Genomic DNA, 21,459 nt, shown 5'->3' on the forward strand with positions numbered 1-21,459 from the left:
ATGTGTGGAATCGTTGGTGCTGTCGCCGAGCGTAATATCACAGCCATCCTGATCGAAGGCCTAAAGCGTCTTGAATACCGCGGTTACGATAGCGCCGGTTTGGCTGTACTCACCCAGAACGGTGAACTGCAGCGCCGCCGCCGCATCGGCAAGGTCAGCGAGCTGGAGGTTGCTGTTGCTGATGACCCATTGGCAGGCCAGCTGGGGATTGCCCACACCCGCTGGGCTACCCACGGCGCGCCAACTGAAGGCAACGCCCACCCGCACTTCTCGGGCAATGACGTGGCCGTGGTGCACAACGGCATCATCGAGAACCACGAGGAACTGCGCGAAGAGCTGAAGGGGCTGGGCTATGTCTTCACTTCGCAGACCGATACCGAAGTCATCGTCCACCTGATCCACCACACCCTGAAGAGCATTCCAGACCTGACCGACGCCCTGAAGGCAGCGGTGAAGCGCCTGCATGGTGCTTACGGCCTGGCGCTGATCAGTGCCAAGCAGCCGGACCGCCTGGTCGCCGCACGCAGTGGCAGCCCGCTGGTAATCGGCCTGGGCCTTGGCGAGAACTTCCTGGCGTCCGATCAACTGGCGCTGCGCCAGGTTACTGACCGCTTCATGTACCTGGAAGAAGGCGATATCGCTGAAATTCGCCGTGATCAGGTCTCCATCTGGGACCAGCAGGGCAACAAGGTCCAGCGCGAAACCGTGCAGTATCATGAAGGTGCCGAGGCTGCCGACAAGGGCGCTTACCGTCACTTCATGCTCAAGGAAATTCACGAGCAGCCAAGCGTTGTTCAGCGCACGCTTGAAGGCCGCCTGGGCAAGGACAACGTGCTGGTGCAGGCCTTTGGCCCGCAAGCTGCCGACTTGTTCGCCAAGGTGCGCAACGTGCAGATCGTTGCCTGTGGCACCAGCTACCACGCCGGTATGGTTGCGCGTTACTGGCTGGAAAGCCTGGCCGGCATCCCTTGCCAGGTGGAAGTGGCTAGCGAGTTCCGTTACCGCAAGGTGGTGGTGCAGCCGGACACGCTGTTCGTCTCCATCTCGCAGTCCGGCGAAACCGCCGATACCTTGGCCGCACTGCGCAACGCCAAGGAGTTGGGTTTCCTTGGCAGCCTGGCGATCTGCAACGTGGGTATCAGCTCGTTGGTACGCGAGTCGGACTTGACCCTGCTGACCTTGGCCGGCCCTGAAATCGGCGTGGCTTCGACCAAAGCGTTCACCACCCAGCTGGTTTCGCTGATGCTGCTGACCCTGGCCCTGGGTCAGGTGCGCGGTACGCTGGAGGCCGGTGTCGAAGCTGAGCTGGTTGAAGAGCTGCGTCGACTGCCAACCCGCCTGGGCGAAGCCCTGGCCATGGATGCCACCGTCGAGAAAATTGCCGAGCTGTTCGCCGACAAGCACCATACCCTGTTCCTCGGCCGTGGCGCGCAGTACCCGGTGGCGATGGAAGGTGCTCTCAAGCTTAAAGAGATCTCCTACATCCACGCCGAAGCTTACCCAGCAGGCGAGCTGAAGCACGGCCCGCTGGCTCTGGTGGACAACGACATGCCGGTGGTTACCGTTGCACCGAACAACGAACTGCTGGAGAAGCTGAAGTCCAACCTGCAGGAAGTGCGTGCCCGTGGTGGCGAGCTGGTAGTGTTCGCCGACGAGCACGCTGGCATGACCAATGGCGAAGGCACCCACGTGATCAAGGTGCCGCACATTGCCGATGCCCTGGCGCCAATCCTGTACACCATTCCGCTGCAATTGCTGTCTTATTACGTGGCCGTGCTAAAGGGGACCGACGTTGACCAGCCGCGTAATTTGGCCAAGTCGGTGACTGTCGAGTAAGGGGTCTGCTCGTGATAAAGCTGTAGATTTAGGGAATTAAACCTGTCGCAGGAGGCGGTGAGTCGACCCCGCCGCCGCCTGCAATGCTCCTGCTCCTTAAAGTTGCCTCACTCGTTCGACGCTGGCTTTTGGGCAATGACGTCAAAGCGATGCCAATGCTTCGTGCCTCGCATGCTGAGCCCATCATATTCATGGATTTTGAACGCCTTCAAGCTAAGGTCTTGGAATAGCACGCGGGCTTCTGACTCAGAGTGAAAGGTCCTCTCCGGGTCGGATGCCCAATCATCCTTGTCACCGAAGAGTTGGCCCACGAACACTCCTCCAGGGAGAAGTGCAGACGTCACAACTGACCAGAATTTTTCAAAGTGATCTGGATGACAAAATGGTAAGGCCATGCCTGCATGGATCAATGACGAGGGTGGCAAAGCCTCGATGCTTTCAAACCATTGGGTAGCTGTTTCTAGCTTTGCAGCAGGGTGATCCAGACCTATGGCGTGTACCATTTCGATTGCGGCCGGCTCTCGGTCGATAGCTAGAACATCCCAGCCAGCTTGAAGCAAAGCGCGAGTCTCATTGCCAGAGCCACAGCCCAGATCCACAGCTTTTCTAGAGTTTGTCTGAGTGCTCGCAAGTCCGATTGCTGTGTGAATAAGCGATGATGCTGGACGGTCTCTGTGGTGCTCGTAATACGTTGTCCACTTGAAAGACCCGCACGCGTCTTTGCATTGCATTCTTGTATCCTTCCCTGAGGTCGTAATCTTGTAAGCGTACGCCCAACTCACTTTGCGTAAGTCAGGCCGATACCCGCTGATGCGGCAGTTGCCCAATCTCACTGGCCCGCTGTGTCGGCAGCCGCGTCAGCACATCTTTGAGACAGGCATACGGATCATGCCCATTCATGCGCGCTGACTGGATCAGACTCATGATTGCAGCAGCTCGTTTGCCACTGCGCAGTGATCCGGCAAACAAGCCGTTCGAGCGACCGAGTACCCATGGCCGTAGCTGCTTCTCGACCTGTTGTTGCCGATGGGTACAGCCCCATCGTCCAGGTAGCGCGTCAGCGCTACCCGGCGTTTCACGCTTTATTCGAGGGTTTTGGTCGTGGCTGATCCGTTGGGTGCCAAGTCGCGTTGGGCCAACATCCAGTCGTGCAGTGTTTTGCTGATCGGTACCGCCATTTCCTGACGTATTCGCCAACGGTCTTCGATGGTCATGTCCCGAGCCTGGCGCTCAACCTCGTAAAAACCGCCAATCGAGTGCAGCGCCTGTTCGGCCAACTGGCTTTTGTTCGCGACATGCAGGTCAAAGAACTTGCGGCGAGCATGAGCCCTGCAGCCGATTTCAGTGATGCCTTGCTCAAAACCGGCTTTGTAGCCGGCGAAGTCATCGCAGACCAACTTGCCGTTCCAGTCACCCAGAAAGTTGCGTGCGTGTTCGCCGGTACGGCTTGGTCTGAAGTCATAGATTACTGCCTTGAGCGCTGAAAACGGCGTCGTGGTGTAAGCCCAGACGTAGGTCCGGTGGGTTTTCTTCTCGCCTGGTGCGAGCATTTGCACGGGTGTTTCATCGGTGTGAATCACACCCTGGTTCAGCACCGCTTCATGCAGTGCATCGACCAGCGGCTGGAGCCGTACACCGGTTTGCCCGACCCACTGGGCCAAGGTCGAGCGAGCAATGGTCAGCCCGGCACAGCCACCTTTTCATGCACTTGCCGATTTGCTCTCGCCAGCCGTAATCAGCCAGTGGGATTGAGCAACTGCCACACTTGAATGAGCCCGACCAGGTGCACAAGGCCATACAACAAGCATATTGCCGAGCTGACCACGATGAAACGGCCACTGCGCCCGGTACCCGCCAGAGCAAAAGGGCCAAGTACGCCGCGTAACAGGTAGATCACGGTGATGGCGATCAGCGCAGGTCGTAACAAGGGCAATGGATCGACCACTCCGGCTCCTGACAAGGCATACAGGCCCCAGGTAGCGAGAACCAGGGCGATGCCCGCCGTTACTACCGCTGGATACCAACGCCCAGCCTGGGCCGCACGCACAAAACGCTCGCCTGCGCCGAACAGGCGATACCACGATGGCCCCACCAGGATTACCCCCACGTGCATGATCGACGCCAGTAGGCTAAGCCCCGCGGCCAGCAGCAAAGCGTTGTTGTAGTCATTCGACATATCATCTCTCCATGATGAATTGCACAGTGCCAGCTGCCTCATGCACGACAGGCCTTACCCCCCGGCGTTGCGTTGACTCAAGCGCTTACCTGGGCCTCAGCACGCGTGCCGACATCCATGATCTGGTAGCGTAGCTTGCGGCCGTCGACAGCGGCAGCGGCTTCGACACCACCCGTCATAGCACCAAATATCCCGTGCCCGGTGCGGGTGGATGCGCCACACAAGAACAGGTTTCGTATTTCGGTTTTGGTACCCGGGCGATTATGCAGGAAGTACTCAGGCGTGAATGCCAGGCCATAAGATGTTCCACCGGCTGAACCGATGAAACGGGTCACCGAGAACGGGGTGGAGACTTCCTGATACACGATATGCTGCGACATACCCGGTATCACGCGTTCAGCCAGTGCAATCAGTTGCCGTGCATACCATTCCTTCTTGGCCAGGTACGTTGGGTTGTTCCGGTAGCTGCCATCCGCTACCTCGGCCTGCGTAACACCCCAGCTTTCCGGGTTCGAAGGAACTGCCGACATCAATTGCAGGTTGTAGATGCCTGGCGGGGCAATGGCCGGATTGTCCGGGTCCTTCATGGTGGCATTACCGATGAACAGATGGGGCTCATCCGGGAACTGTCCGGCGAACACCTCACGGTAGGCACGTTCGTAGTCGCAACCGGGATAGATGCGATAATTGGTGTTCTTCAGCCCCATCGCCTTCAGGTCCATATCGATACCCAGGTAAACCACACCCATAGCCGGCGACATTTCGAAACACTCTGCCTTGGTGACGGTTTTAGCCGTGAGGTGGTCCCGTCCGATCAAGTCCAGCAAGGTGTGTTTGATGTCGGCGTTGCAGATCACCGCGTCTGCCTTGACCGTACGTTTGCCCAGATGCTTGTTACTGAATTCGACACCTACCGCGCGGCCCTTCTCGACCAGGATACGCTCGACCTTGGAACGCAGCAGGATCTTGCCTCCGTTGCGTTCGACAACCGCGCCGAGTTTGTCAGAGAACATCTGCCCCCCTCCCGACGGGTAATATGACCCTTGCAGGAAGTGGTTCACCACCGCAGCGTGGCCAGCCATGGTCGCCCTGCTGGGCGGTTGATGGTAAACGCCCAGCTGCCCGGTCAGGATGGCGCGCAGGCGCTGATCCTGTGTGCAGGTGTCGAGAAACTGGGCGACCGTCGATTTCGAATGACGCATCAGCATCCAGGAACGTGGCAGCACCCATAGCGCCGAGAGCGGCCGGGAGTGAATGCCCATGAAATCCCAGACTTGCTGTAGCATCTTGAAATAACGGTTGATGCCTGATTTTTCCTTGGGAAACGCTTCGATGAGCCTTTCCCGGAAGCGCTCGTATCCGCGCGGCACGGCAAACTGAAAATCGGGGAAACAGAGCGTTTCGAAACCTTCTGGATCCTGCTCGATAAAGTTGATTTCACCATCGTCGATGCCGGCGCCGCGTAAAATACGCGGGATCAACCCTTCCTTGCCACAGTCGCCGATGTAATGAAGACCTACGTCGAACTCGTAATCCTTGCCCTTACGATGAAAGACCGTGGCGCAGCCCCCCATTTCATAGTGCATGTCCAGCACCAATACCTGCTTGCCACGATTGGCGAGGGTAGCGGCTGCGGTCAGTCCACCAATGCCGGCACCCACGACAATCACGTCGAAGGTATCGTTTTCCAGCGTCTTGAATCGGTCATAGCTTTGCATGGGCATCCGTCCGGGTGCACTTCAAGCGTGCAGCAGATGATGGTCGCGGGTCGGGTCGACCGCTTCGGCTTCGCGCACAAGGTGTGCAAGTTTGTTCGGCTGATGACTCCATTTCTGGTAATCGTCCAGCGGTGGAATGCTCTGGAGAATGACGGGCCAATGTTGTGCAAGCTCGGCATTCAACGCCAGGAAGTACCGATTACCGTCATCCAGGCGGTTCTCCGGCAAAATCGCCTCTTCAGGGCATTCCGGCAGGCAGAGACCACAATCGACGCATGCCTCCGGGTTGATCACGATGAAGTTCGGCCCCAGGTGGAACGCGTCTGCAGGGCATATATCCACACAGTTGGTGTGTCGGCACTGGATGCAGTTGTCCGTCACTACATAAGTCATGGTTAGTCTCTCGAGGTCGTATTTGCGGGCACATCACTGGCTAGAAGTAGCGGTCAACCAACAAGCGGGCAGACAACATCGTTCCGATGAAGCCAGCACCAGGGAACGTCCACGCGCCCACCTGGTAAAGCCCCTTTACCGGATACTTCTGCGGGAAACGGTTAAACAGTCCGGACTGCTGAGGCGTTTGTTCGAACCCATAGATCGCACCCTGTGGGTTCTGTGTGAACTTGGTCATCGTGCGCGGTGACCCTGCTTCACAGACTTCGATGTGGTCGCGCAGGCCTGGAATGACGCGCTCGGCATTAGCGATCAACAACTCGGTCAGCGCGGCTTTCTTGCGGCGGTAAGCGAGTTTTTCCAGCGAGTGCCAAACGTCGGGGCCGGTGAGGGTGAACAGGCCAAGGCTGGATTTTCCAGGCGGCACCATGGACGGATCGACATTGGAGAAATAGTTGATCGACCAACTGGTGTTGTCCTGATGCAGTTCGCCGGCCTGGATATGTTCGAATTGCGCGCGTTGCGTTTTCCCGGGTGAAAAGAAGTGGATGTATTCCTCAGGGTCGACACCCAGTTCACTCAGCGGGCAATCCAGGCCCAGATACACCTGGAAGCCGGATACCGAAAACTTCAGCTGGTTCAACCGAGCGAGGTATTTGCTGGAGAAGTGCTCTTTTCCTGCCAAACCCACCACGGCATGCGGCGAAACATTGGCCACGACGTTGCGGGCCTTCACCGGCCCTGATCTGCGCGTGACGACGCCGGTGACCCTGCCTCGGTCGACCATTATCTGCTGGACTCCCGACTCCAGTTCGACACGGCCGCCGTGCGCCTCGATAACTTCGACCAATGCCGAGGAAAGCGCCTGCGAGCCGCCCTTGATCGAGTAGCCGCCGTTTTCCAGATAGTCGATGAAGGGGTACGAGAAATAGCCGAATGCCAAGTCTTTCGCCGGCAGCCCGTAGTAGCTCCACTGTGCCGACAGTACTTCCTTCAGGCGTTCGTTGCGGGTGAACCTGGAAAAGTACTTATCCACCGTTTCATGGCCATAGCGCAGAACCCGGGGATAGGCGAAGGGGGTCGCGACAAATCGCATCCAGAACGGTTTGGGTGAATAGAGGAAGCCGCAAAGGTCCTTATAGTTGCGCTTGGACTCGGCGAACAACCGATTGATGTTGTCGATTTCCTCGGGGAAGCAGCGATACAGGGTCTGTTTGTAACCTTCCAGGTCGCGATGCCCTACGGTGATGTCGATATCGGGTGAACGGTAGCGATAGAGCGTCGGGTGATGGAGAAACTCGATCTTGTCCGCGACACCGCAAGCCTCGATCACCTTGAATGAATGCGCACCGCGGACGACACCATCGAACGAATGCAGGGACACATCGAAGGTGAAGTCTTTACGGCGAAAATTGCTCGCGTAACCACCCGGAATATTGTGCTTTTCCACCACCAGGACTTTTTGACCCCGTTGGGCCATCAGGCTGGCGCTGGCGAGCGCGCCCAGCCCTGCTCCTACAAAAACAGTATCGTATGATTGACTCATGAATGCTCCAGGCATCACCACGCAGCAGATTGCGCAAGGCGAATCAGGCTGTCAGGCCACCGTCGATCAGGAAGGTCTGGCCAGTGATGTAGTCGGCTTGCGGTGACAACAGGAAGCTGGCCAATGCAGCAACTTCCTGTACTTCACCGAAGCGCTTGAGCGGGATGTTGTCGGTGATCGACTTGCGCACATGATCGGGGATCTGATCGATCATGTCCGTGGCGATGTAGCCGGGCGCGATGGCATTGACATTGATCTTGAAGCGCGCCAGTTCCAACGCCATGGTCTTGGTGATACCAATCATCGCGGCCTTGGTCGCGGAATAACCCAATTGGCCCTTGTTCCCCTTTACGCCACTGACGGAGGACATGTGCAAAATCTTGCCTCGCCGTTCACCAGCCATGGCCGGGACCAACGACTTGCTGAAATAAACCGCCGAGTCGAGGTTGGTCGCAACCACGTCGCGATAGCGCTCGACATCGAGGTTGAACAACAGCTGGTCGCCAGTCACGCCCATGTTGTTGATCAAGCCATAGGGGCCGCCAAGATCGTTGACCAACTGTTCGCACAATGAACTGACCGACTGGAAGTCCCGACCGTCACAGGCATGCCCGTGCGCCCGGCCACCGTTGGCGGCTACCTCCTGCTCGAGCTGGCGGGCCGCGTCAGCAGAGGATTGATAGGTGAACGCGACCTCATAACCCTCACGCGCCAGGTGTTGTACAAGTGCGCGCCCTATACCGCGGGTACCGCCGCTGATGAGTATCCACTTGCCTTTGCCCAGCTGTTGGACATCCATGTTCTGTTTCCTTAATTCAAAGAGCCCAGAGTCAGGCCGTTACAACGGGTTTATGAGATTCTGCACGGGCGAAGAACGCGAAGATCTCCTGGAAGTACCGATCCCGGTGCTTCTTATGGTTTTCCAGGTGGCGACACGCTTCGAAGCCGACCACATGCAGGGATGTGCAATCCAGGCTCAGCCTTGTCACACTCGCCTCGGGGATATAGCGGTCACTCAACCCGTAGAAGTAAGCGATTGGCAGGTGGTGAACGCTCTTGAGGGAATGGTCGATCGCACAAGTACCGGTAGGCACTGCCAGACGGCTTCCGCTGATCCAGCGCATGGCAAGGCGTAACGGACCACGCGTGAAATAGCTGCGAACCGAGACAGGCACGCTGTCCAGAACTGCCGAGGTGAAGGGCGAGGCGTCCCGTGCCAAGGCATGTGACAGGTGGTAGCCACCAAATGAGCAGCCCACAAGATGAATCGGCAGGCCTGGGTATTCCCGGGCGATCTTTCGCGCAATGGACAAGACGTCATCGGCGAATGCATGACCACCGATGGTGCTGCGCCCAAAGCCTTTGAAGTTGAAGGCAATGACGTGGTAGCCCTGTTCCAGGAATACCTGATCGATGCCGTTCTCAAAAAAGTAGTGCATGCCATATTTCAAGAACGGATGGCAAAGCAGCACAACACCCTTGGCTTTGGCTGGGTTGGCCAGCAACACCGCACCTTCCAGCTTGCTGCCGTCGCTGGCCGTCTCAACGAAGCCCTCGGCCCGGCTGGGTACGTCGCGCTCCCACCCTTGTACCTGCCTGAACATCACGCGAATGAAAAGTTTGGAAATGGCTATCCCAAACCGGGTGGGGGACTGTTCAACCGCTCTCATGCGCGTCTCCATTGCCTGGCTTTCATCTCGGCATAGCCAAAGGCGGCCTCGTAACTTGGGCCAGCTACCCAAGCGCTGAGAAATTGCACGCCCTGCACCGGGAAGCCGTGATGGAAGACATGCCCTTTGAGGTCGGTACCCACCATCGCCCCGTAGCCAGAGCCATCAGTGTTATTGGTGAAGCGCACATAGGTATGCGGGGTTGCCACTTCCGTATGCAGAATGTGACCACGCAGTTCAGGAATCTGAGCCAGCAGCCGCTCTACCAGCACCTCACACGCGCGTTGCTTTTTCGCGCGATATTGCGCCGTACGCCTTGCAGGCCAATGTGCGATGGAATCAAGCACATTGATACACACGACCTTGCCGCCAGCGGGCGCCAGGGCGTGATAGTTGGTGACCTCGATCGGGGACATGGCCCAGAAGGCCTGTTCACAGAGCTCTGGCTGAAAACCACTGCGCTCGGCGTTGATGCGCAGCTCGGCTGCCAACGCGGGGTCCGCAGCAAACAGCATCGACTCGCTATGCCGCAGCCCCAGCTGTTCGGGTGCTTGATCCGTGGTCAGGTACACCGTGGTGGTCGAGCGTGCCGGCTTCAACGCGGCCAGCTTCTCTCGGGTGCTCGTCAGGTCCACATCCGCCTGGAACAAATGCTCCACAGCATAATGGGGTGAGGTATTGATGAAGACCTGTGGCGCATGAAACTCACCAGCACGGGTGCGTACCCCCGTGACATTGCCTTGGTTGTCGGTGGTCACCTCTTCTACAGGCGTGCTGAGCATGATCTTGCCCCCGGCCTGTTCGATCTGCTGCGCCAGCAAGTCGGACAAGCGTTGGGAAGAGCCTGCGACATAGGCGTTGCCGCGATTGAGCGTGGCATACACCACATGCAGGTAGTACAGGTAGCCCAGATCCTCCGAGTAGCCGCCAACATAAATGCCAGGGGCTGCCAGAATTTCAATCAGGTAGGGGTCATCGAACAACTCATGCAACGCTTCACGCACGGTCTTGTGCTTGAGGTTACGATGGGCCCAGCGCAACTGCGCCATGTCAGGTTCGAAACTGCCATCGAGCATCTGGAACTGGTAGTACCCGTTGCGCCCATAGGTGCGTACCTGAGTAAAAAAGGTAACCAAGGGCTCTGCCTGATGAGGGAACCGTTCGATCAGTTGCCGTTCGACCTGGTCGGCATCGTTAGCCAACGGCAGCGCCGTGCCGTTCTGGTAGGCGCAGAAATAGTCGTTGGGGTAGACCAGGTTCAGTTCATCCTCAAGGCCCAGATCCCGCAGGATGCGGATGAGGTTGCCCCCTTCCGACATGCCGCTGAGCTTGTGCAGGCTGCAATCGAAAATCGCCGATTGCTTGGGCCGGCTGAACGTCGAGGCATAGCCCCCAACCACAATATGCTTGTCGAGCATCAGGACGCGTGCACCGCGATCACGCTTGACCAGCATGGCCGCGCAGGCCAGGCTCGTGATCCCGGTACCCACGAAGACCGCGTCCCAGGTCGAAGAACTCATTGCCGCAGCCCCAACTTGTCGATCCAGGCGTAAATTTCGGCGAAGCGAGCGTCGTTCAGTCGAGCATTGTTCGGTGAGCGCCAAACCTCTTCGATTTTCGCCTTGTCATCCACTGCAATCGGAAACGCGAAGGAAGTGTGCAACGCGATCTCGGGGTTGTAGGTGAACATGTCGATCAGCGCCGGAATGATTTTCCGGCTCATCGCTTTAACCTGGGCGATCGATTCAGCGCTGGCAGTTTCGAAGTAGGACTCGCTGATCCAGCGGCCAAAGGCGATGTGCCGTGCCTCGTCATAGTGATGCTCACGGAACAGGGTACGGGTCATGGGTTCGACCGCAGCGCCTTGGGAGGTGTGCATGGCCCCCATTTCGGCAACCCATTCGATCAACAGCGTGAACAGCACGCCAACCGCCGGCTCCATTTTTGGCAGTGTCTGGGTCAGCAACTCATAGAGCCCGACCGGTGGGTTCCAGATCTGCAGGCCAGCCTTGGCCATGAAGCGCTTGAAGGTGAGGGTATGAACGATCTCTTCCTTGGAAAAGATCATCAGGTATTCCTGCAGGTCCGGCGAAATACGGTCATGGAACTGCGTGATGTAGCCCATGTACAACGGCGGAATGGTCTGCTCGAGCCAGATGAACATGGAAATGTCACGGCCCGTCTCGAGCCAGGCCAGTTCCAGTTTCTGGGCCTCGGTCAAGCCTTCGCAATAGCGTGTTCCATTGATCCACAGATGCTCGGGATCCTTGGGGTAAAGGCTTCGATTGATGTCCTGGTCCCATGGTAGTACGGTCGCGTGGTCCATCGTCTTGTGATGCGACACTTCGCTTAACTTGCGAACCTTCGACTCCCTCGCCGGGGAAATAGCGAGCACACTGTTGGTCAGCGTAGACATTTCCTGCTCCTCCATGAATTGGGCCCAGCGGCTCAGGCCTCGACGGCAGTCGATTCCTTGAGCTCAACAATGAATTCACAGAGCTGGCGCAAAGTGGCGATCTTGCGGGTGACGAACGAATCCGGGTTGATCGCCACGCCGATCTTTTTCTGCACGACCACCTGCATCTCGACGAAGTCCAGGCTGTCGAACTCCATTGCTTCAATGGTGGTATCGAGGGTCACTTCGTTGTCGTCGACATCCTTGAGGTCCAGAATCAGATCACGAACGATGGTGAATACTTGGTCAACGGTGGTCATTGTTTCGCTCCTGTGGGGGTGAGAACGGTTTTAATCATCAAGCCTAGGGTTATGGTCATCACATGGCTGCCGCTGACGACGACACCCAGGTCGAGGGTGCCGACGGCCTTGCCTGGTGTTTCAATCAACAGAATGTTGTCGATCTCGCAGCGGATATCGGATTGCAAACTGCCCAATGAACGCAGTTGCGTGCAGAACGTGATCTGGTGACTGGTCTGGACGACCAGGTGATTGGTGATGTCCTCGATACGCTCGGGAACCTGGTGTTGGGCAAATTGCCCGGACAGGCGCTCGAAGATCACCCCCAGATGGTTGCGGATGAAGTGGGAAAATATCAGCGCATCCAGTGCCACCCAATCATCCAGCCCCTTGCCCAACCCGTCGCGAAACTGGGTAAGCCAAGCCTCTACATATTCCCGGTCAAGCGCGAAGCCTGGGGATTTCGATGTCCACGTTGGCGGCGGAACTTGAGACACATGGCCGAGCACATGCTCGCCTTCACTTTTCTCTGAACGCAGCGTGAATGCAGTGCTTGCACTGCGGGGGCGGGTAGCAAGCGCGACAGGGCAGTTGCGCAGAACCGGCGCCTTCAGTAGCGCCTTGAACTGTACCCAGTCCTCATCGCGGCCCTCGGCAACACGCCCCATTTGATGTTTGATTGGCAGCAGCGCCAGCATGCCGTGCACCACGACATCCGCGGCGTCCATACGCCGCGCTGCTTCCAGGTCAAAATGGATAGGGTTGCGGTCGCCGGAAAGATCAGCCCACGCTTCGATCTGTTCAGGGCCAAATTGCCACTGCATGATCATTGCACCTTACGCAGCATGATGCCGGCATTGGCGCCACCGAACCCGAAGCTGAGGTTCAGCACGTTTTCCAGGTGCTGTCCGTGCAAGTGCTCGTTAGGGACGAAGTTCAGGTCGCACTCAGGATCGGCCTCATCCAGATGGATGGTGGCCGGGATCGTTCCGCGTGCAATGGCTTTGAGGCAGAAGATTGCTTCCATCGAACCTGCTGCACCAATCAGGTGGCCGGTGTACGACTTGGTGCTGGACATCGGAATGCCATGGGCAGCGTCACCCAGCGCCAGTTTGATGGAGCGGGCTTCGTTGACGTCGTTCAGCGGGGTGGAGGTGCCATGCAGGTTGATGTAATCGATGTGCGGCGCATCGACACTGGCTTGCCTGCACACTTCCTGAATCACCCGCACTCGAGCCAGCATGTCCTCGGCCGGGGCCGTCATGTCGAAGGCGTCCGAGTAGTTGGCGTAGCCGGTGATTTCGCCAAGGATCTTGGCGCCGCGGGCCTTGGCCAGCTCATAATCCTCAAGACACAGTACCGCTGCGCCTTCGGACAGGATAAAACCGCTTCGCCCTTTGCTGAACGGACAGCATGCCAGGCGCGGGTTTTCCTGCTCCTTGCTCAACGCCTGGATGACGTCGATCGACCAGACGTTGAACTGCTCTTTCAACGATTCGCTGCCACCGGCGATCATCATTTTCGCTCGACCGGCACGAATCGCTTCATAGGCCTCGCCAATGGCGATGGTGCCAGTTGCGCAGGCTGCCACCGGGCTGTTTTGAACGCCGCGCATGTTCCAGTTCATGGTGATGGCAGCCGTCGCGGCATTGCACATCGACATGACCGTGGCGAACGAGGTGGAAATGCCTTGTTGGCAGTATTCGTTGTTGTTGAAGTTCGCCGTGTCCAACCCTCCCCAACCGGTGCCGAGAACGACACCACGGTCGAACGGTGCGACCACGTCATCCAGTGGTGTGTCGCCATAAGCCATGTGCAATGCTTCATGGGCCGCCACCAAGCTGTACTTGGCGAACAGAGGCAACATCTTGGAAATCTTCTTCGAGAACGGTCGCATGGCCTCGCGGCCAAAGTCATCGATAAAACCGAAGAAGCGCGCATGGATCGTCGGATCATCAAAACGGTGCAGACGATAGCCGATCTGGTAATCCATCATCGCGTCCCAGATAGCATCGGCGTTCTGGCCGAGCGAGCAGATCGCACCGTAACCAGTAACGACGACGCGGCGAGGTGCTGGAGAGGCTGGCTTTTCCATTGTCTTCCCTGATTGATGTGCTGACGTGACAACCCTTGTATGAACAAGGGCGGCATTGAGTGCAGGCGATAACTGCCAGGGCCGAAGGTACGATGGTTTTCGATACCCACCGCAACCGTGCGCCTGGCAAATAGCGTCTTGTAAGTTGTGAAAACTGGCGTCCTACACAACGCCCCGAGAAGTGTGCCCAATTTTGCGATGACGACAACTGTATCTAGGTGCAGGTGTTTGGTATTTGGAGAAATACCGACGGCCTGCATGCACTTAAGTACAGGTTGCTCAGCGCCGTCAGTTGATAGAATCAGCAGGTTGTTATACCAACGCCCACGCGAACGCCATATCTGAGGCAAGGGAACAGCCCAACATGATAACTATCGACTTTCACAAGATTGAATACCGTCGTGACCCGCATCCCTGGGTTGCCGAGTTATACGGCTTACGCAAGCATGTCTTCTGTGATCGCCTTAATTGGAAGGTCGCTGTGAGAAATGGCATTGAATTGGATGAATATGACAACTGGAACACGACTTATCTGGTTGGCACTTGCCAAGGCATACCGTTGGCAGGCCTTCGCCTGATCAATACACTGCACCCTTATATGGTTGAAGGTCCCTTTCGCGATTTCTTCAGTTGCATACCGCCCAAGCGGGCATTGATGGCTGAATCCAGCCGCTTCTTCGTCGACAAGACCCGTTCACGCAAGTTGGGCCTGGCGCACTTGCCATTGACCGAAATGTTGCTTTTCAGCATGCATGACCACGGCGAACTGACCGGCTTGAAATCGATCGTCACCGTGGTCAGCGATGCCATGGCGCGCATCGTTCGACAGGCAGGCTGGCACTACCAGATTCTGGACAGCGGCGAGGCGTCGCCGGGTGAGACGGTGCATTTGCTGGATATGCCGATCAGCTCGTCCAACCGCCTGCGACTGCTTGAAAGCATTGCGCGTAAGCAACCGCTGTCATCCCTGCAGACCCAGCAGTGGCCGTTGAGCCTGCAGTTGCACGATGTATCCGACAACCACATCGCCTGATCAGATGATGCCCTGTCGCTTTGCCTCGTAGACGGCTTGCTTGGCGTTGCCGACCTGCAATTTGCCAGAAATGTTCGACATGTGGAATTTCACTGTGCGCTCTGAAATTCCACAGTCCGTGGCAATTTCGCGGTAGGTTTTGCCGCGCATGACCAGTTGCAGCACGCCCAGTTCGCGGGTGGAAAGCGGCCCATCGGCCGCACTGGAAAACAGCTGATCCGTTGTGCGCGAGGTCATCAGCCAACTATGAAATTCGATCAGTAGCAGTTGCAGCTGGCTTTGCTGCTTGGCCAGACGCCGATCAAAATCTACCTGCGAACCCGCATCGCACACACTCAAGGCACAGAATGTCCCGGAAGCATCGCGCAGGGTGAATGTGGTACCCGAGCAGATTTGATAACGGGTGGCGCGCCTGAAGAAGTCCACGCCTTCGGGACCGCTGTTGGCAAGGGCATCATGCCAGGAGAAGGGGGTGATCTCCTTGAGCCCATGTTTGATGATCGGGTCAATCAGATAGCTCTTGTTATCTTTATAGCTTTTGACCCAACTCGGGGGGTAATTTGAAATGATAATCGGCTCTACGTTGCGATTGTGCGTAGCCGCGTAGTAGGCGTATTTCAAATCCTTCAAACCACACAATTGACGCTGCAACTCGTCGTGCAGGTGTGTGATGGGGTGGTTTTTATCGCATGTCGTGGCTGCGTCCCGGTTTCGACTTTCCATGTCGTCTTCCCTGCCGTTTTTACGGCGCCAATAAACTGGCAGAGCCATTGCGCCGTGCAAACCCTTTTAGAGTTGTTGTTCGAAGAGATCGTGATTCTCGGATTACCGCGCAAGCGTGATGGTCGGAGATATTAAAAAGTAAGTCAATGAGAATGCTGGATCTCTGGTTACCCGTTTTTCGTGGCTATCGAGATTACGTCCAAAGTACGTATCGCATGTTACATATAGATTGCGACTTTCGGATAAGTTCAACGATGGTTCTATTTGCTGGCCGAGGCCATCAGAACCCCAAAACAAAAGAAGGTAATACCGGAGAGCTTGCCGACGATTCGCGCACCACGGTTGGTCGACAACCAACCCCTGGCACCACTGGCCATCAGCGCGTAGCCGGTGTGTACCAGCACGACCAGCAACGCGTAGGAAGAGACCAGCAGGAAGAACTGCCTGTAGTAGTTGGCCTGCGGGCTGATGAACTGTGGAAACACCGCCAGGAAGAAGAATCCAGCCTTGGGATTCAGCAGCTGGATCGACAACGCTTCGACGAAGCGCCGCCAAGGTTGCGTGGCGGTCACGGTGAGCTCCGGGATGAAACGCTGGGTACGCCACATCTTCACCCCCAAGTACAACAGGTACAACGCGCCGACGTACTTGAGTACGGTGAACGCCGTTGCCGAGGTCGCCAGAACCACCCCCACGCTACTGGCCGAGAGCCCAGCGACGATGAAAGCGCCCAGGGCGATACCGAAGATCCCCGTCAGAGCACCGCTCCAACCGTGGCGCAGGGCATTGGAGAGAGTCAGCACCACCCCGGGGCCGGGGCTCAATACGGTAAGGGTCGCGAGGATGAGAAACAGTCCATAACTGGCCATGCAAGGTGCCTCCTGGCAATAAATTCAACAGCTACCGGGTGTCCGCAGTCTGGACTGCTTCAAGTAGCCCCGGTTAACAACGCGCCTGTACCGACCACGTGCAGCGTGGCCCATTGGATCTGCCCCTTCAGCCTGTGACAACCTTTATTATTGAGACACATGAAAAGCCCTCCATCCGGAGGTCTTCTCATTTCTGATATTCAGAAAACGGCCACTCACTCATACGATCCAGATCATGATCATGGCCTGACGCAGCGAGTGGGGCTCATCAGATTTGCATGGCCATGCCATCCACATTCATCGCCGCCTGGCGCAGGGCCTCGGAGCGCGTCGGGTGTGGGTGGCAGGTGAGGGCGATATCTTCTGCCGAGGCCGAGAACTCCATAGCCACGCAGAACTCACCAATCATCTCGCTGACGCTTGGGCCCACCAGGTGCACACCCAGTACTTCATCGGTTTCGGCATCGGCGATGACCTTGGCGAAGCCTTCGGTCTCGTGGTTGATCTTGGCACGGCTGTTGGCGGTGAAGGGGAACTTGCCAACCTTGTAGACACGTCCTTCGGCCTTGAGCTGCTCTTCAGTCTTGCCCACGGTGGCCATCTCCGGGCGGGTATAGATCACGCCAGGGATGAGGTTGTAGTTGACCTCGTGGGGCTTGCCGGCGATGCGTTCGATACAGGCCACCGCTTCGTCTTCGGCCTTGTGCGCCAGCATCGGGCCCGAAGTGACGTCGCCAATCACCCAGACACCCGGCACTGAGGTACGGTGGTGCTCGTTGCCGAGCATGCCGCGCTTGTCGGTTTCCAGGCCCACGCTTTCCAGGTTCAGCCCTTTGGTATAAGGACGGCGGCCGATAGCCACCAACACGTAGTCGGCTTGCAGCGATTCTGCGGTACCACCGGCGGCAGGCTCCAGCGTCAGGCTGACGCCATCGGCACCTGCGGTAGCCTGAGTCACTTTACTGCCCAGCTTGAACATCATGCCTTGCTTGGCGAGAGCCTTCTGCAGGGCCTTGGCGGTTTCCGTGTCAGTGCCTGGGCAGATGCGGTCCAGGTATTCGATGACAGTGACCTGACTACCCAGGCGGCGCCAGACCGAACCCAGCTCAAGACCGATCACGCCAGCACCGATGACGACCAGGTGCTTGGGCACTTGCGGTAGCGACAGCGCGCCGGTCGAGTCAATGATGCGCTGGTTGTCGACGGTCACACCTGGCAGAGGGGTAGGCTCAGAACCGGTGGCAATGACGATGTCCTTGGCCTGCAATGCAGTTTCGCTTCCGTCTTCGGCCTTGACCACGACCTTGCCGATGCCATCCAGGCGGCCCCAGCCTTTGATCCACTCGACCTTGTTCTTGCGAAACAGGTATTCGATGCCCTTGGTCAGGCCTGTCACGCTCTCATCCTTCTGTCTCATCATCTGGGCGAGGTTGAGGGTGGGCTTTACTTCGATACCGAGGTGGGCGAACTCGTCACCGCTGGCCGCTTCGTAAAGCTCCGAAGCATGCAGCAGTGCCTTGGATGGCATGCAGCCGACGTTCAGGCAGGTACCGCCCAAGGTCGAGCGGCCTTCCACGCAGGCAACGCTCAGGCCCAACTGGCCAGCACGGATGGCTGCGTTGTAGCCGCCAGGGCCACCGCCGATGATCACCACGTCATAGGATTTCATGGGTTCAACTCCAGGATGTAGAAGTGCGAGAGGGCACAAGGTTAAGCTGAGACGCACAGATTGTATACAATCTGCTGTGTGGATAAGATCAGTTGGTTCTAGACCATGGTCTTGCTTAGAGGAAACATCCTACAGATGAACTACTCTGATCCGGTGACGTTCGAAATATTAGGCGTCGTGGCCAATTACGGACAGGAGGGGTGTTTCATGCTTGCTCAACTTCCACCTGCATTGCAGAGCTTGCATCTGCCGCTGAGGCTGAAGCTGTGGGACGGCAACCATTTTGATCTTGGGCCTAGTCCTCAGGTCACGATTTTGGTCAAGGAACCACAGCTGATCAGCCAGTTGACCCACCCAAGCATGGACCAGCTAGGCACCGCATTCGTCGAAGGCAAGCTGGAGCTGGAAGGCGATATCGGTGAGGCCATCCGCGTGTGCGACGAGCTGAGCGAAGCGCTGCTGGCGGATGAGGATGAAACGCCGCCGCAACGGTTGTCTCATGACAAGAGCACCGACGCCAAGGCAATCTCCTACCACTATGACGTGTCCAACGCCTTCTACCAGCTTTGGCTGGACCAGGACATGGCCTATTCCTGCGCCTACTTCCGTGAGCCGGACAATACGCTCGACCAGGCGCAGCAGGACAAGTTCGACCACCTGTGCCGCAAGCTGCGCCTGGATGCCGGTGACTACCTGCTCGATGTTGGCTGTGGCTGGGGCGGGCTGGCGCGGTTCGCTGCCCGTGAATATGGCGCCAAGGTGTTCGGCATTACCCTGAGCAAGGAGCAATTGAAGCTCGGCCGCAAGCGTGTGCAAGCCGAAGGGCTTGCCGACAAGGTCGACCTGCAGATTCTCGATTATCGCGATCTGCCTCAGGATGGTCGCTTCGACAAGGTTGTCAGCGTGGGTATGTTCGAGCATGTCGGGCATGCCAACCTGGCGCTGTACTGCCAGAAGCTGTTTGGGGCGGTGAGGGAAGGGGGGCTGGTGATGAACCACGGCATCACAGCCAAGCACGTCGATGGCCGACCGGTCGGGCGCGGGGCGGGTGAGTTCATCGATCGCTATGTATTCCCCCACGGCGAACTGCCGCACCTGTCGATGATCAGCGCCAGTATCTGTGAAGCCGGGCTGGAGGTAGTGGACGTGGAGAGCCTGCGCCTGCACTACGCTAAAACCTTGCACCACTGGAGCGAGAACCTGGAGAACCAGTTGCACAAGGCAGCAGCGCTGGTGCCTGAGAAGACCCTGCGGATCTGGCGTTTGTACTTGGCCGGGTGTGCCTACGCCTTTCAGAAGGGCTGGATCAACCTGCACCAGATACTGGCAGTGAAGCCATACGCCGACGGGCATCATGACCTGCCCTGGACGCGGGAAGACTTGTACCGCTGAAATCGTAAGTGTCTCAGCCCTGATTTGGCTTTGCAGGAGCGGCCTTTAGCGCGAAAAGGCCGCTTTCAACGGGAGTACTCACCCTAAAGAATCGGCGATATCAGCCGCGCAATTCGCATCCCCAATTGCTGCAGTCGATGGGTATCTTGGGTGTCTTCTGCAGTAATTTCCCGCGCTTGTTCGAAGTCTTCCTGGAGCATGTGCTCGACTTGGTCGGCGAAGCCGCGATCGACGGTCAGCAGGGTAATCTCGAAGTTCAGGCGGAACGATCGGTTGTCCAGGTTGGCACTCCCAATGGCGCTGACGTCATCATCCACCAGCACTACCTTTTGATGCAGAAACCCGGGTTGGTAACGGAACATACGTACCCCCGCGCGCACTGCTTCGAAGGCGAACAGGCTGGAGGCGGCGTAGACGATGCGGTGGTCAGGGCGTGACGGGATCAGCACCCGCACATCGACTCCTCGTAGTACCGCCAGCCTCAAGGCGGCGAACACGGCCTCGTCAGGGATGAAGTAGGGGCTTGTGATCCACACCCTGCGGGTGGCCGAATGAATCGCTTCAAGGAAGAACAGCGAGCAGGTTTCCTGTGAGTCTGCCGGGCCGCTGGCCAAGGCCTGACACAGCACGCCGTTGTCCGGGTACGTATCAGGCAGGATCAGCGGCGGTAGCTGGCGCGTGGCCCAGTACCAGTCTTCGGCGAATGACTCTTGCAGGCAGGCCAGTACCGGACCGCTGATCTGTACGTGGGTGTCACGCCAGGGTGAAAGCTGTGGATGTTCACCCAGGTACTCGTCTCCCACGTTGTGACCGCCGAGGAAGCCGAGCAACCCATCCACTACCACAATCTTGCGATGGTTGCGGAAGTTCACCTGGAAGCGGTTGAACCAGCCGCGACGGGTGGCGAATGCATGGATCTGCACACCGCCGTCACGTAGCAACTGGCTGTAGCTGGCCGGCAAGGCGTGGCTGCCGACACGGTCGTACAGCACGAACACCTGCACGCCTTCGGCGGCTTTACGTAGCAAGAGTTGCTGCAGTGCCTTGCCGAGGGTGTCGTCATGAATGATGAAGAACTGCACCAGTACCACATCGCGTGCTTTCTCGATGGCTGCGAAGATCGCATCGAAGGTGGCCTTGCCGTTGATCAACAATTTCACCTGGTTATTTGCCAGGCATGGCATGCGACCTAGCTTGGGCATGGCGCGCAAAGCTGTATAGCTTTCCGACTCGCGGGCGGCAAGGGCTTCTTCAACCCAAGGCCGCCAGTTGAGATTGGCCATGGCCACGTGCATTTCCTGGTTGGCTTGGCGCCGAGCCATGATGTAGGCATAGAACGAGCGGGCGCCGAAAATCAGGTAGGGGATCAAGGTGAGGTAAGGGATGAAGAGCAAGGGCATCGCCCACGCAATGGCACCCTGAGCTGTCCGCACCGTGAACAGCGCATGCAGTGCGGCGACAATACCCAGCAGATGGATCAGGCCGAGTAGGTAACCAAAGAAGTAGGGGCTGTGGTAATCCATATGCATCCTGCTTGCCGAGTACACTTGAGGTAACAGAACACGTTCCCGGTCCGCCTGCAACCCGCAGGCGGATTTGGCGTCTAAGGCTCAGTCCGGCCCGTTTGACCGGCTTTTTTCCAGGA

19 protein-coding genes and 1 pseudogene are annotated in these 21,459 nt (G+C 57.6%); 3 read left to right on the top strand and 17 right to left on the bottom strand.

Annotated features, from left to right (window positions below):
- On the top strand, positions 1-1,836 hold the full coding sequence (glmS, locus tag ACF8EF_RS09225) for a glutamine--fructose-6-phosphate transaminase (isomerizing) (protein WP_010955884.1): 1,836 nt from the start codon (positions 1-3) through the stop codon (positions 1,834-1,836).
- A gap of 107 nt (positions 1,837-1,943) precedes the next feature.
- Here glmS and ACF8EF_RS09230 read toward each other — a convergent pair whose 3' ends face one another.
- The 13 genes and pseudogenes from ACF8EF_RS09230 to ACF8EF_RS09290 form a co-directional block, all read right to left on the bottom strand.
- Positions 1,944-2,567, bottom strand: coding sequence for a class I SAM-dependent methyltransferase (locus ACF8EF_RS09230; RefSeq protein WP_392461466.1), 624 nt, complete (start codon positions 2,565-2,567; stop codon positions 1,944-1,946).
- A gap of 61 nt (positions 2,568-2,628) precedes the next feature.
- Positions 2,629-3,530, bottom strand: a pseudogene (gene tnpC, locus ACF8EF_RS09235) (IS66 family transposase); the annotation flags it as partial.
- A gap of 41 nt (positions 3,531-3,571) precedes the next feature.
- Positions 3,572-4,012, bottom strand: coding sequence for a hypothetical protein (locus ACF8EF_RS09240; RefSeq protein ID WP_392461468.1), 441 nt, complete (start codon positions 4,010-4,012; stop codon positions 3,572-3,574).
- A 77-nt stretch (positions 4,013-4,089) separates the two neighbouring features.
- Positions 4,090-5,730 carry a phytoene desaturase family protein gene (locus tag ACF8EF_RS09245; protein WP_392461470.1) on the bottom strand — a complete coding sequence of 547 codons (1,641 nt, stop codon included), beginning with the start codon at positions 5,728-5,730 and terminating at the stop codon, positions 4,090-4,092.
- A 21-nt stretch (positions 5,731-5,751) separates the two neighbouring features.
- On the bottom strand, positions 5,752-6,123 hold the full coding sequence (gene fdxA, locus ACF8EF_RS09250; protein ID WP_252459809.1) for a ferredoxin FdxA: 372 nt from the start codon (positions 6,121-6,123) through the stop codon (positions 5,752-5,754).
- Positions 6,124-6,163: 40 nt separating this feature from the next.
- Positions 6,164-7,669, bottom strand: coding sequence for an NAD(P)/FAD-dependent oxidoreductase (locus ACF8EF_RS09255; protein WP_176682950.1), 1,506 nt, complete (start codon positions 7,667-7,669; stop codon positions 6,164-6,166).
- Positions 7,670-7,712: 43 nt separating this feature from the next.
- On the bottom strand, positions 7,713-8,468 hold the full coding sequence (locus ACF8EF_RS09260; protein WP_176682949.1) for an SDR family NAD(P)-dependent oxidoreductase: 756 nt from the start codon (positions 8,466-8,468) through the stop codon (positions 7,713-7,715).
- 31 nt (positions 8,469-8,499) lie between these two features.
- Positions 8,500-9,339, bottom strand: coding sequence for an alpha/beta hydrolase (locus tag ACF8EF_RS09265; RefSeq protein WP_176682948.1), 840 nt, complete (start codon positions 9,337-9,339; stop codon positions 8,500-8,502).
- Positions 9,336-10,859, bottom strand: a complete 1,524-nt coding sequence (locus tag ACF8EF_RS09270; protein WP_339442812.1) for an NAD(P)/FAD-dependent oxidoreductase — start codon at positions 10,857-10,859, stop codon at positions 9,336-9,338. The genes ACF8EF_RS09265 and ACF8EF_RS09270 overlap by 4 nt, the downstream gene beginning before the upstream one ends.
- Positions 10,856-11,755, bottom strand: coding sequence for a diiron oxygenase (locus tag ACF8EF_RS09275; protein WP_176682946.1), 900 nt, complete (start codon positions 11,753-11,755; stop codon positions 10,856-10,858). Before ACF8EF_RS09275 ends, ACF8EF_RS09270 begins: the two co-directional genes overlap by 4 nt.
- Before the next feature lie 32 nt (positions 11,756-11,787).
- On the bottom strand, positions 11,788-12,054 hold the full coding sequence (locus ACF8EF_RS09280) for an acyl carrier protein (protein ID WP_176682945.1): 267 nt from the start codon (positions 12,052-12,054) through the stop codon (positions 11,788-11,790).
- A complete protein-coding gene (locus ACF8EF_RS09285; protein WP_209969059.1) occupies positions 12,051-12,857 on the bottom strand; it encodes a MaoC/PaaZ C-terminal domain-containing protein in 807 nt (268 codons plus the stop codon). The genes ACF8EF_RS09280 and ACF8EF_RS09285 overlap by 4 nt, the downstream gene beginning before the upstream one ends.
- 2 nt (positions 12,858-12,859) lie before the next feature.
- Entirely contained in the window at positions 12,860-14,128 is a 1,269-nt protein-coding gene (locus tag ACF8EF_RS09290) for a beta-ketoacyl-[acyl-carrier-protein] synthase family protein (protein ID WP_176682943.1), read from the bottom strand.
- A 364-nt stretch (positions 14,129-14,492) separates the two neighbouring features.
- Here ACF8EF_RS09290 and ACF8EF_RS09295 point away from each other — a divergent pair, with 364 nt between their 5' ends.
- Positions 14,493-15,161, top strand: coding sequence for an acyl-homoserine-lactone synthase (locus tag ACF8EF_RS09295; RefSeq protein WP_176682942.1), 669 nt, complete (start codon positions 14,493-14,495; stop codon positions 15,159-15,161).
- Here the strand turns inward: ACF8EF_RS09295 and ACF8EF_RS09300 are convergent, their stop codons facing one another.
- From ACF8EF_RS09300 to lpdA, 3 genes are all read right to left on the bottom strand, one after another.
- Positions 15,162-15,884: a LuxR family transcriptional regulator gene (locus tag ACF8EF_RS09300; RefSeq protein ID WP_209969062.1), complete on the bottom strand. Its 723-nt coding sequence runs from the start codon at positions 15,882-15,884 to the stop codon at positions 15,162-15,164.
- A gap of 260 nt (positions 15,885-16,144) precedes the next feature.
- Entirely contained in the window at positions 16,145-16,753 is a 609-nt protein-coding gene (locus tag ACF8EF_RS09305; protein WP_392461472.1) for a LysE family translocator, read from the bottom strand.
- Between the two features lie 268 nt (positions 16,754-17,021).
- On the bottom strand, positions 17,022-18,422 hold the full coding sequence (gene lpdA, locus ACF8EF_RS09310) for a dihydrolipoyl dehydrogenase (protein WP_176682939.1): 1,401 nt from the start codon (positions 18,420-18,422) through the stop codon (positions 17,022-17,024).
- A 207-nt stretch (positions 18,423-18,629) separates the two neighbouring features.
- Here lpdA and cfaB point away from each other — a divergent pair, with 207 nt between their 5' ends.
- Positions 18,630-19,814 carry a C17 cyclopropane fatty acid synthase CfaB gene (cfaB, locus tag ACF8EF_RS09315; RefSeq protein ID WP_021785301.1) on the top strand — a complete coding sequence of 395 codons (1,185 nt, stop codon included), beginning with the start codon at positions 18,630-18,632 and terminating at the stop codon, positions 19,812-19,814.
- An 83-nt stretch (positions 19,815-19,897) separates the two neighbouring features.
- Here cfaB and cls read toward each other — a convergent pair whose 3' ends face one another.
- Positions 19,898-21,337 (bottom strand): cardiolipin synthase, encoded by a 1,440-nt coding sequence (gene cls, locus ACF8EF_RS09320; RefSeq protein ID WP_392461474.1) that lies wholly within the window; start codon positions 21,335-21,337, stop codon positions 19,898-19,900.
- Between the last annotated feature and the right edge of the window lie 122 nt (positions 21,338-21,459).

Origin of the sequence: Pseudomonas sp. zjy_15 (assembly GCF_043101865.1) — a bacterium.
Classification (GTDB): Bacteria; Pseudomonadota; Gammaproteobacteria; order Pseudomonadales; family Pseudomonadaceae; genus Aquipseudomonas; species Aquipseudomonas putida_Y.

Excerpts from the sequence above, each read along its gene's own strand:
- ACF8EF_RS09275 (WP_176682946.1), bottom strand. The coding sequence starts at position 11,755 with ATGTCTACGCTGACCAACAGTGTGCTCGCTATTTCCCCGGCGAGGGAG.
- cfaB (WP_021785301.1), top strand. The coding sequence starts at position 18,630 with ATGCTTGCTCAACTTCCACCTGCATTGCAGAGCTTGCATCTGCCGCTG.
- ACF8EF_RS09270 (WP_339442812.1), bottom strand. The coding sequence starts at position 10,859 with ATGAGTTCTTCGACCTGGGACGCGGTCTTCGTGGGTACCGGGATCACG.
- cls (WP_392461474.1), bottom strand. The coding sequence starts at position 21,337 with ATGGATTACCACAGCCCCTACTTCTTTGGTTACCTACTCGGCCTGATC.
- ACF8EF_RS09290 (WP_176682943.1), bottom strand. The coding sequence starts at position 14,128 with ATGGAAAAGCCAGCCTCTCCAGCACCTCGCCGCGTCGTCGTTACTGGT.
- ACF8EF_RS09285 (WP_209969059.1), bottom strand. The coding sequence starts at position 12,857 with ATGCAGTGGCAATTTGGCCCTGAACAGATCGAAGCGTGGGCTGATCTT.
- ACF8EF_RS09300 (WP_209969062.1), bottom strand. The coding sequence starts at position 15,884 with ATGGAAAGTCGAAACCGGGACGCAGCCACGACATGCGATAAAAACCAC.
- ACF8EF_RS09260 (WP_176682949.1), bottom strand. The coding sequence starts at position 8,468 with ATGGATGTCCAACAGCTGGGCAAAGGCAAGTGGATACTCATCAGCGGC.
- ACF8EF_RS09240 (WP_392461468.1), bottom strand. The coding sequence starts at position 4,012 with ATGTCGAATGACTACAACAACGCTTTGCTGCTGGCCGCGGGGCTTAGC.
- fdxA (WP_252459809.1), bottom strand. The coding sequence starts at position 6,123 with ATGACTTATGTAGTGACGGACAACTGCATCCAGTGCCGACACACCAAC.
- glmS (WP_010955884.1), top strand. The coding sequence starts at position 1 with ATGTGTGGAATCGTTGGTGCTGTCGCCGAGCGTAATATCACAGCCATC.
- ACF8EF_RS09305 (WP_392461472.1), bottom strand. The coding sequence starts at position 16,753 with ATGGCCAGTTATGGACTGTTTCTCATCCTCGCGACCCTTACCGTATTG.
- ACF8EF_RS09295 (WP_176682942.1), top strand. The coding sequence starts at position 14,493 with ATGATAACTATCGACTTTCACAAGATTGAATACCGTCGTGACCCGCAT.
- ACF8EF_RS09245 (WP_392461470.1), bottom strand. The coding sequence starts at position 5,730 with ATGCAAAGCTATGACCGATTCAAGACGCTGGAAAACGATACCTTCGAC.
- ACF8EF_RS09255 (WP_176682950.1), bottom strand. The coding sequence starts at position 7,669 with ATGAGTCAATCATACGATACTGTTTTTGTAGGAGCAGGGCTGGGCGCG.
- ACF8EF_RS09280 (WP_176682945.1), bottom strand. The coding sequence starts at position 12,054 with ATGACCACCGTTGACCAAGTATTCACCATCGTTCGTGATCTGATTCTG.
- ACF8EF_RS09265 (WP_176682948.1), bottom strand. The coding sequence starts at position 9,339 with ATGAGAGCGGTTGAACAGTCCCCCACCCGGTTTGGGATAGCCATTTCC.
- ACF8EF_RS09230 (WP_392461466.1), bottom strand. The coding sequence starts at position 2,567 with ATGCAATGCAAAGACGCGTGCGGGTCTTTCAAGTGGACAACGTATTAC.
- lpdA (WP_176682939.1), bottom strand. The coding sequence starts at position 18,422 with ATGAAATCCTATGACGTGGTGATCATCGGCGGTGGCCCTGGCGGCTAC.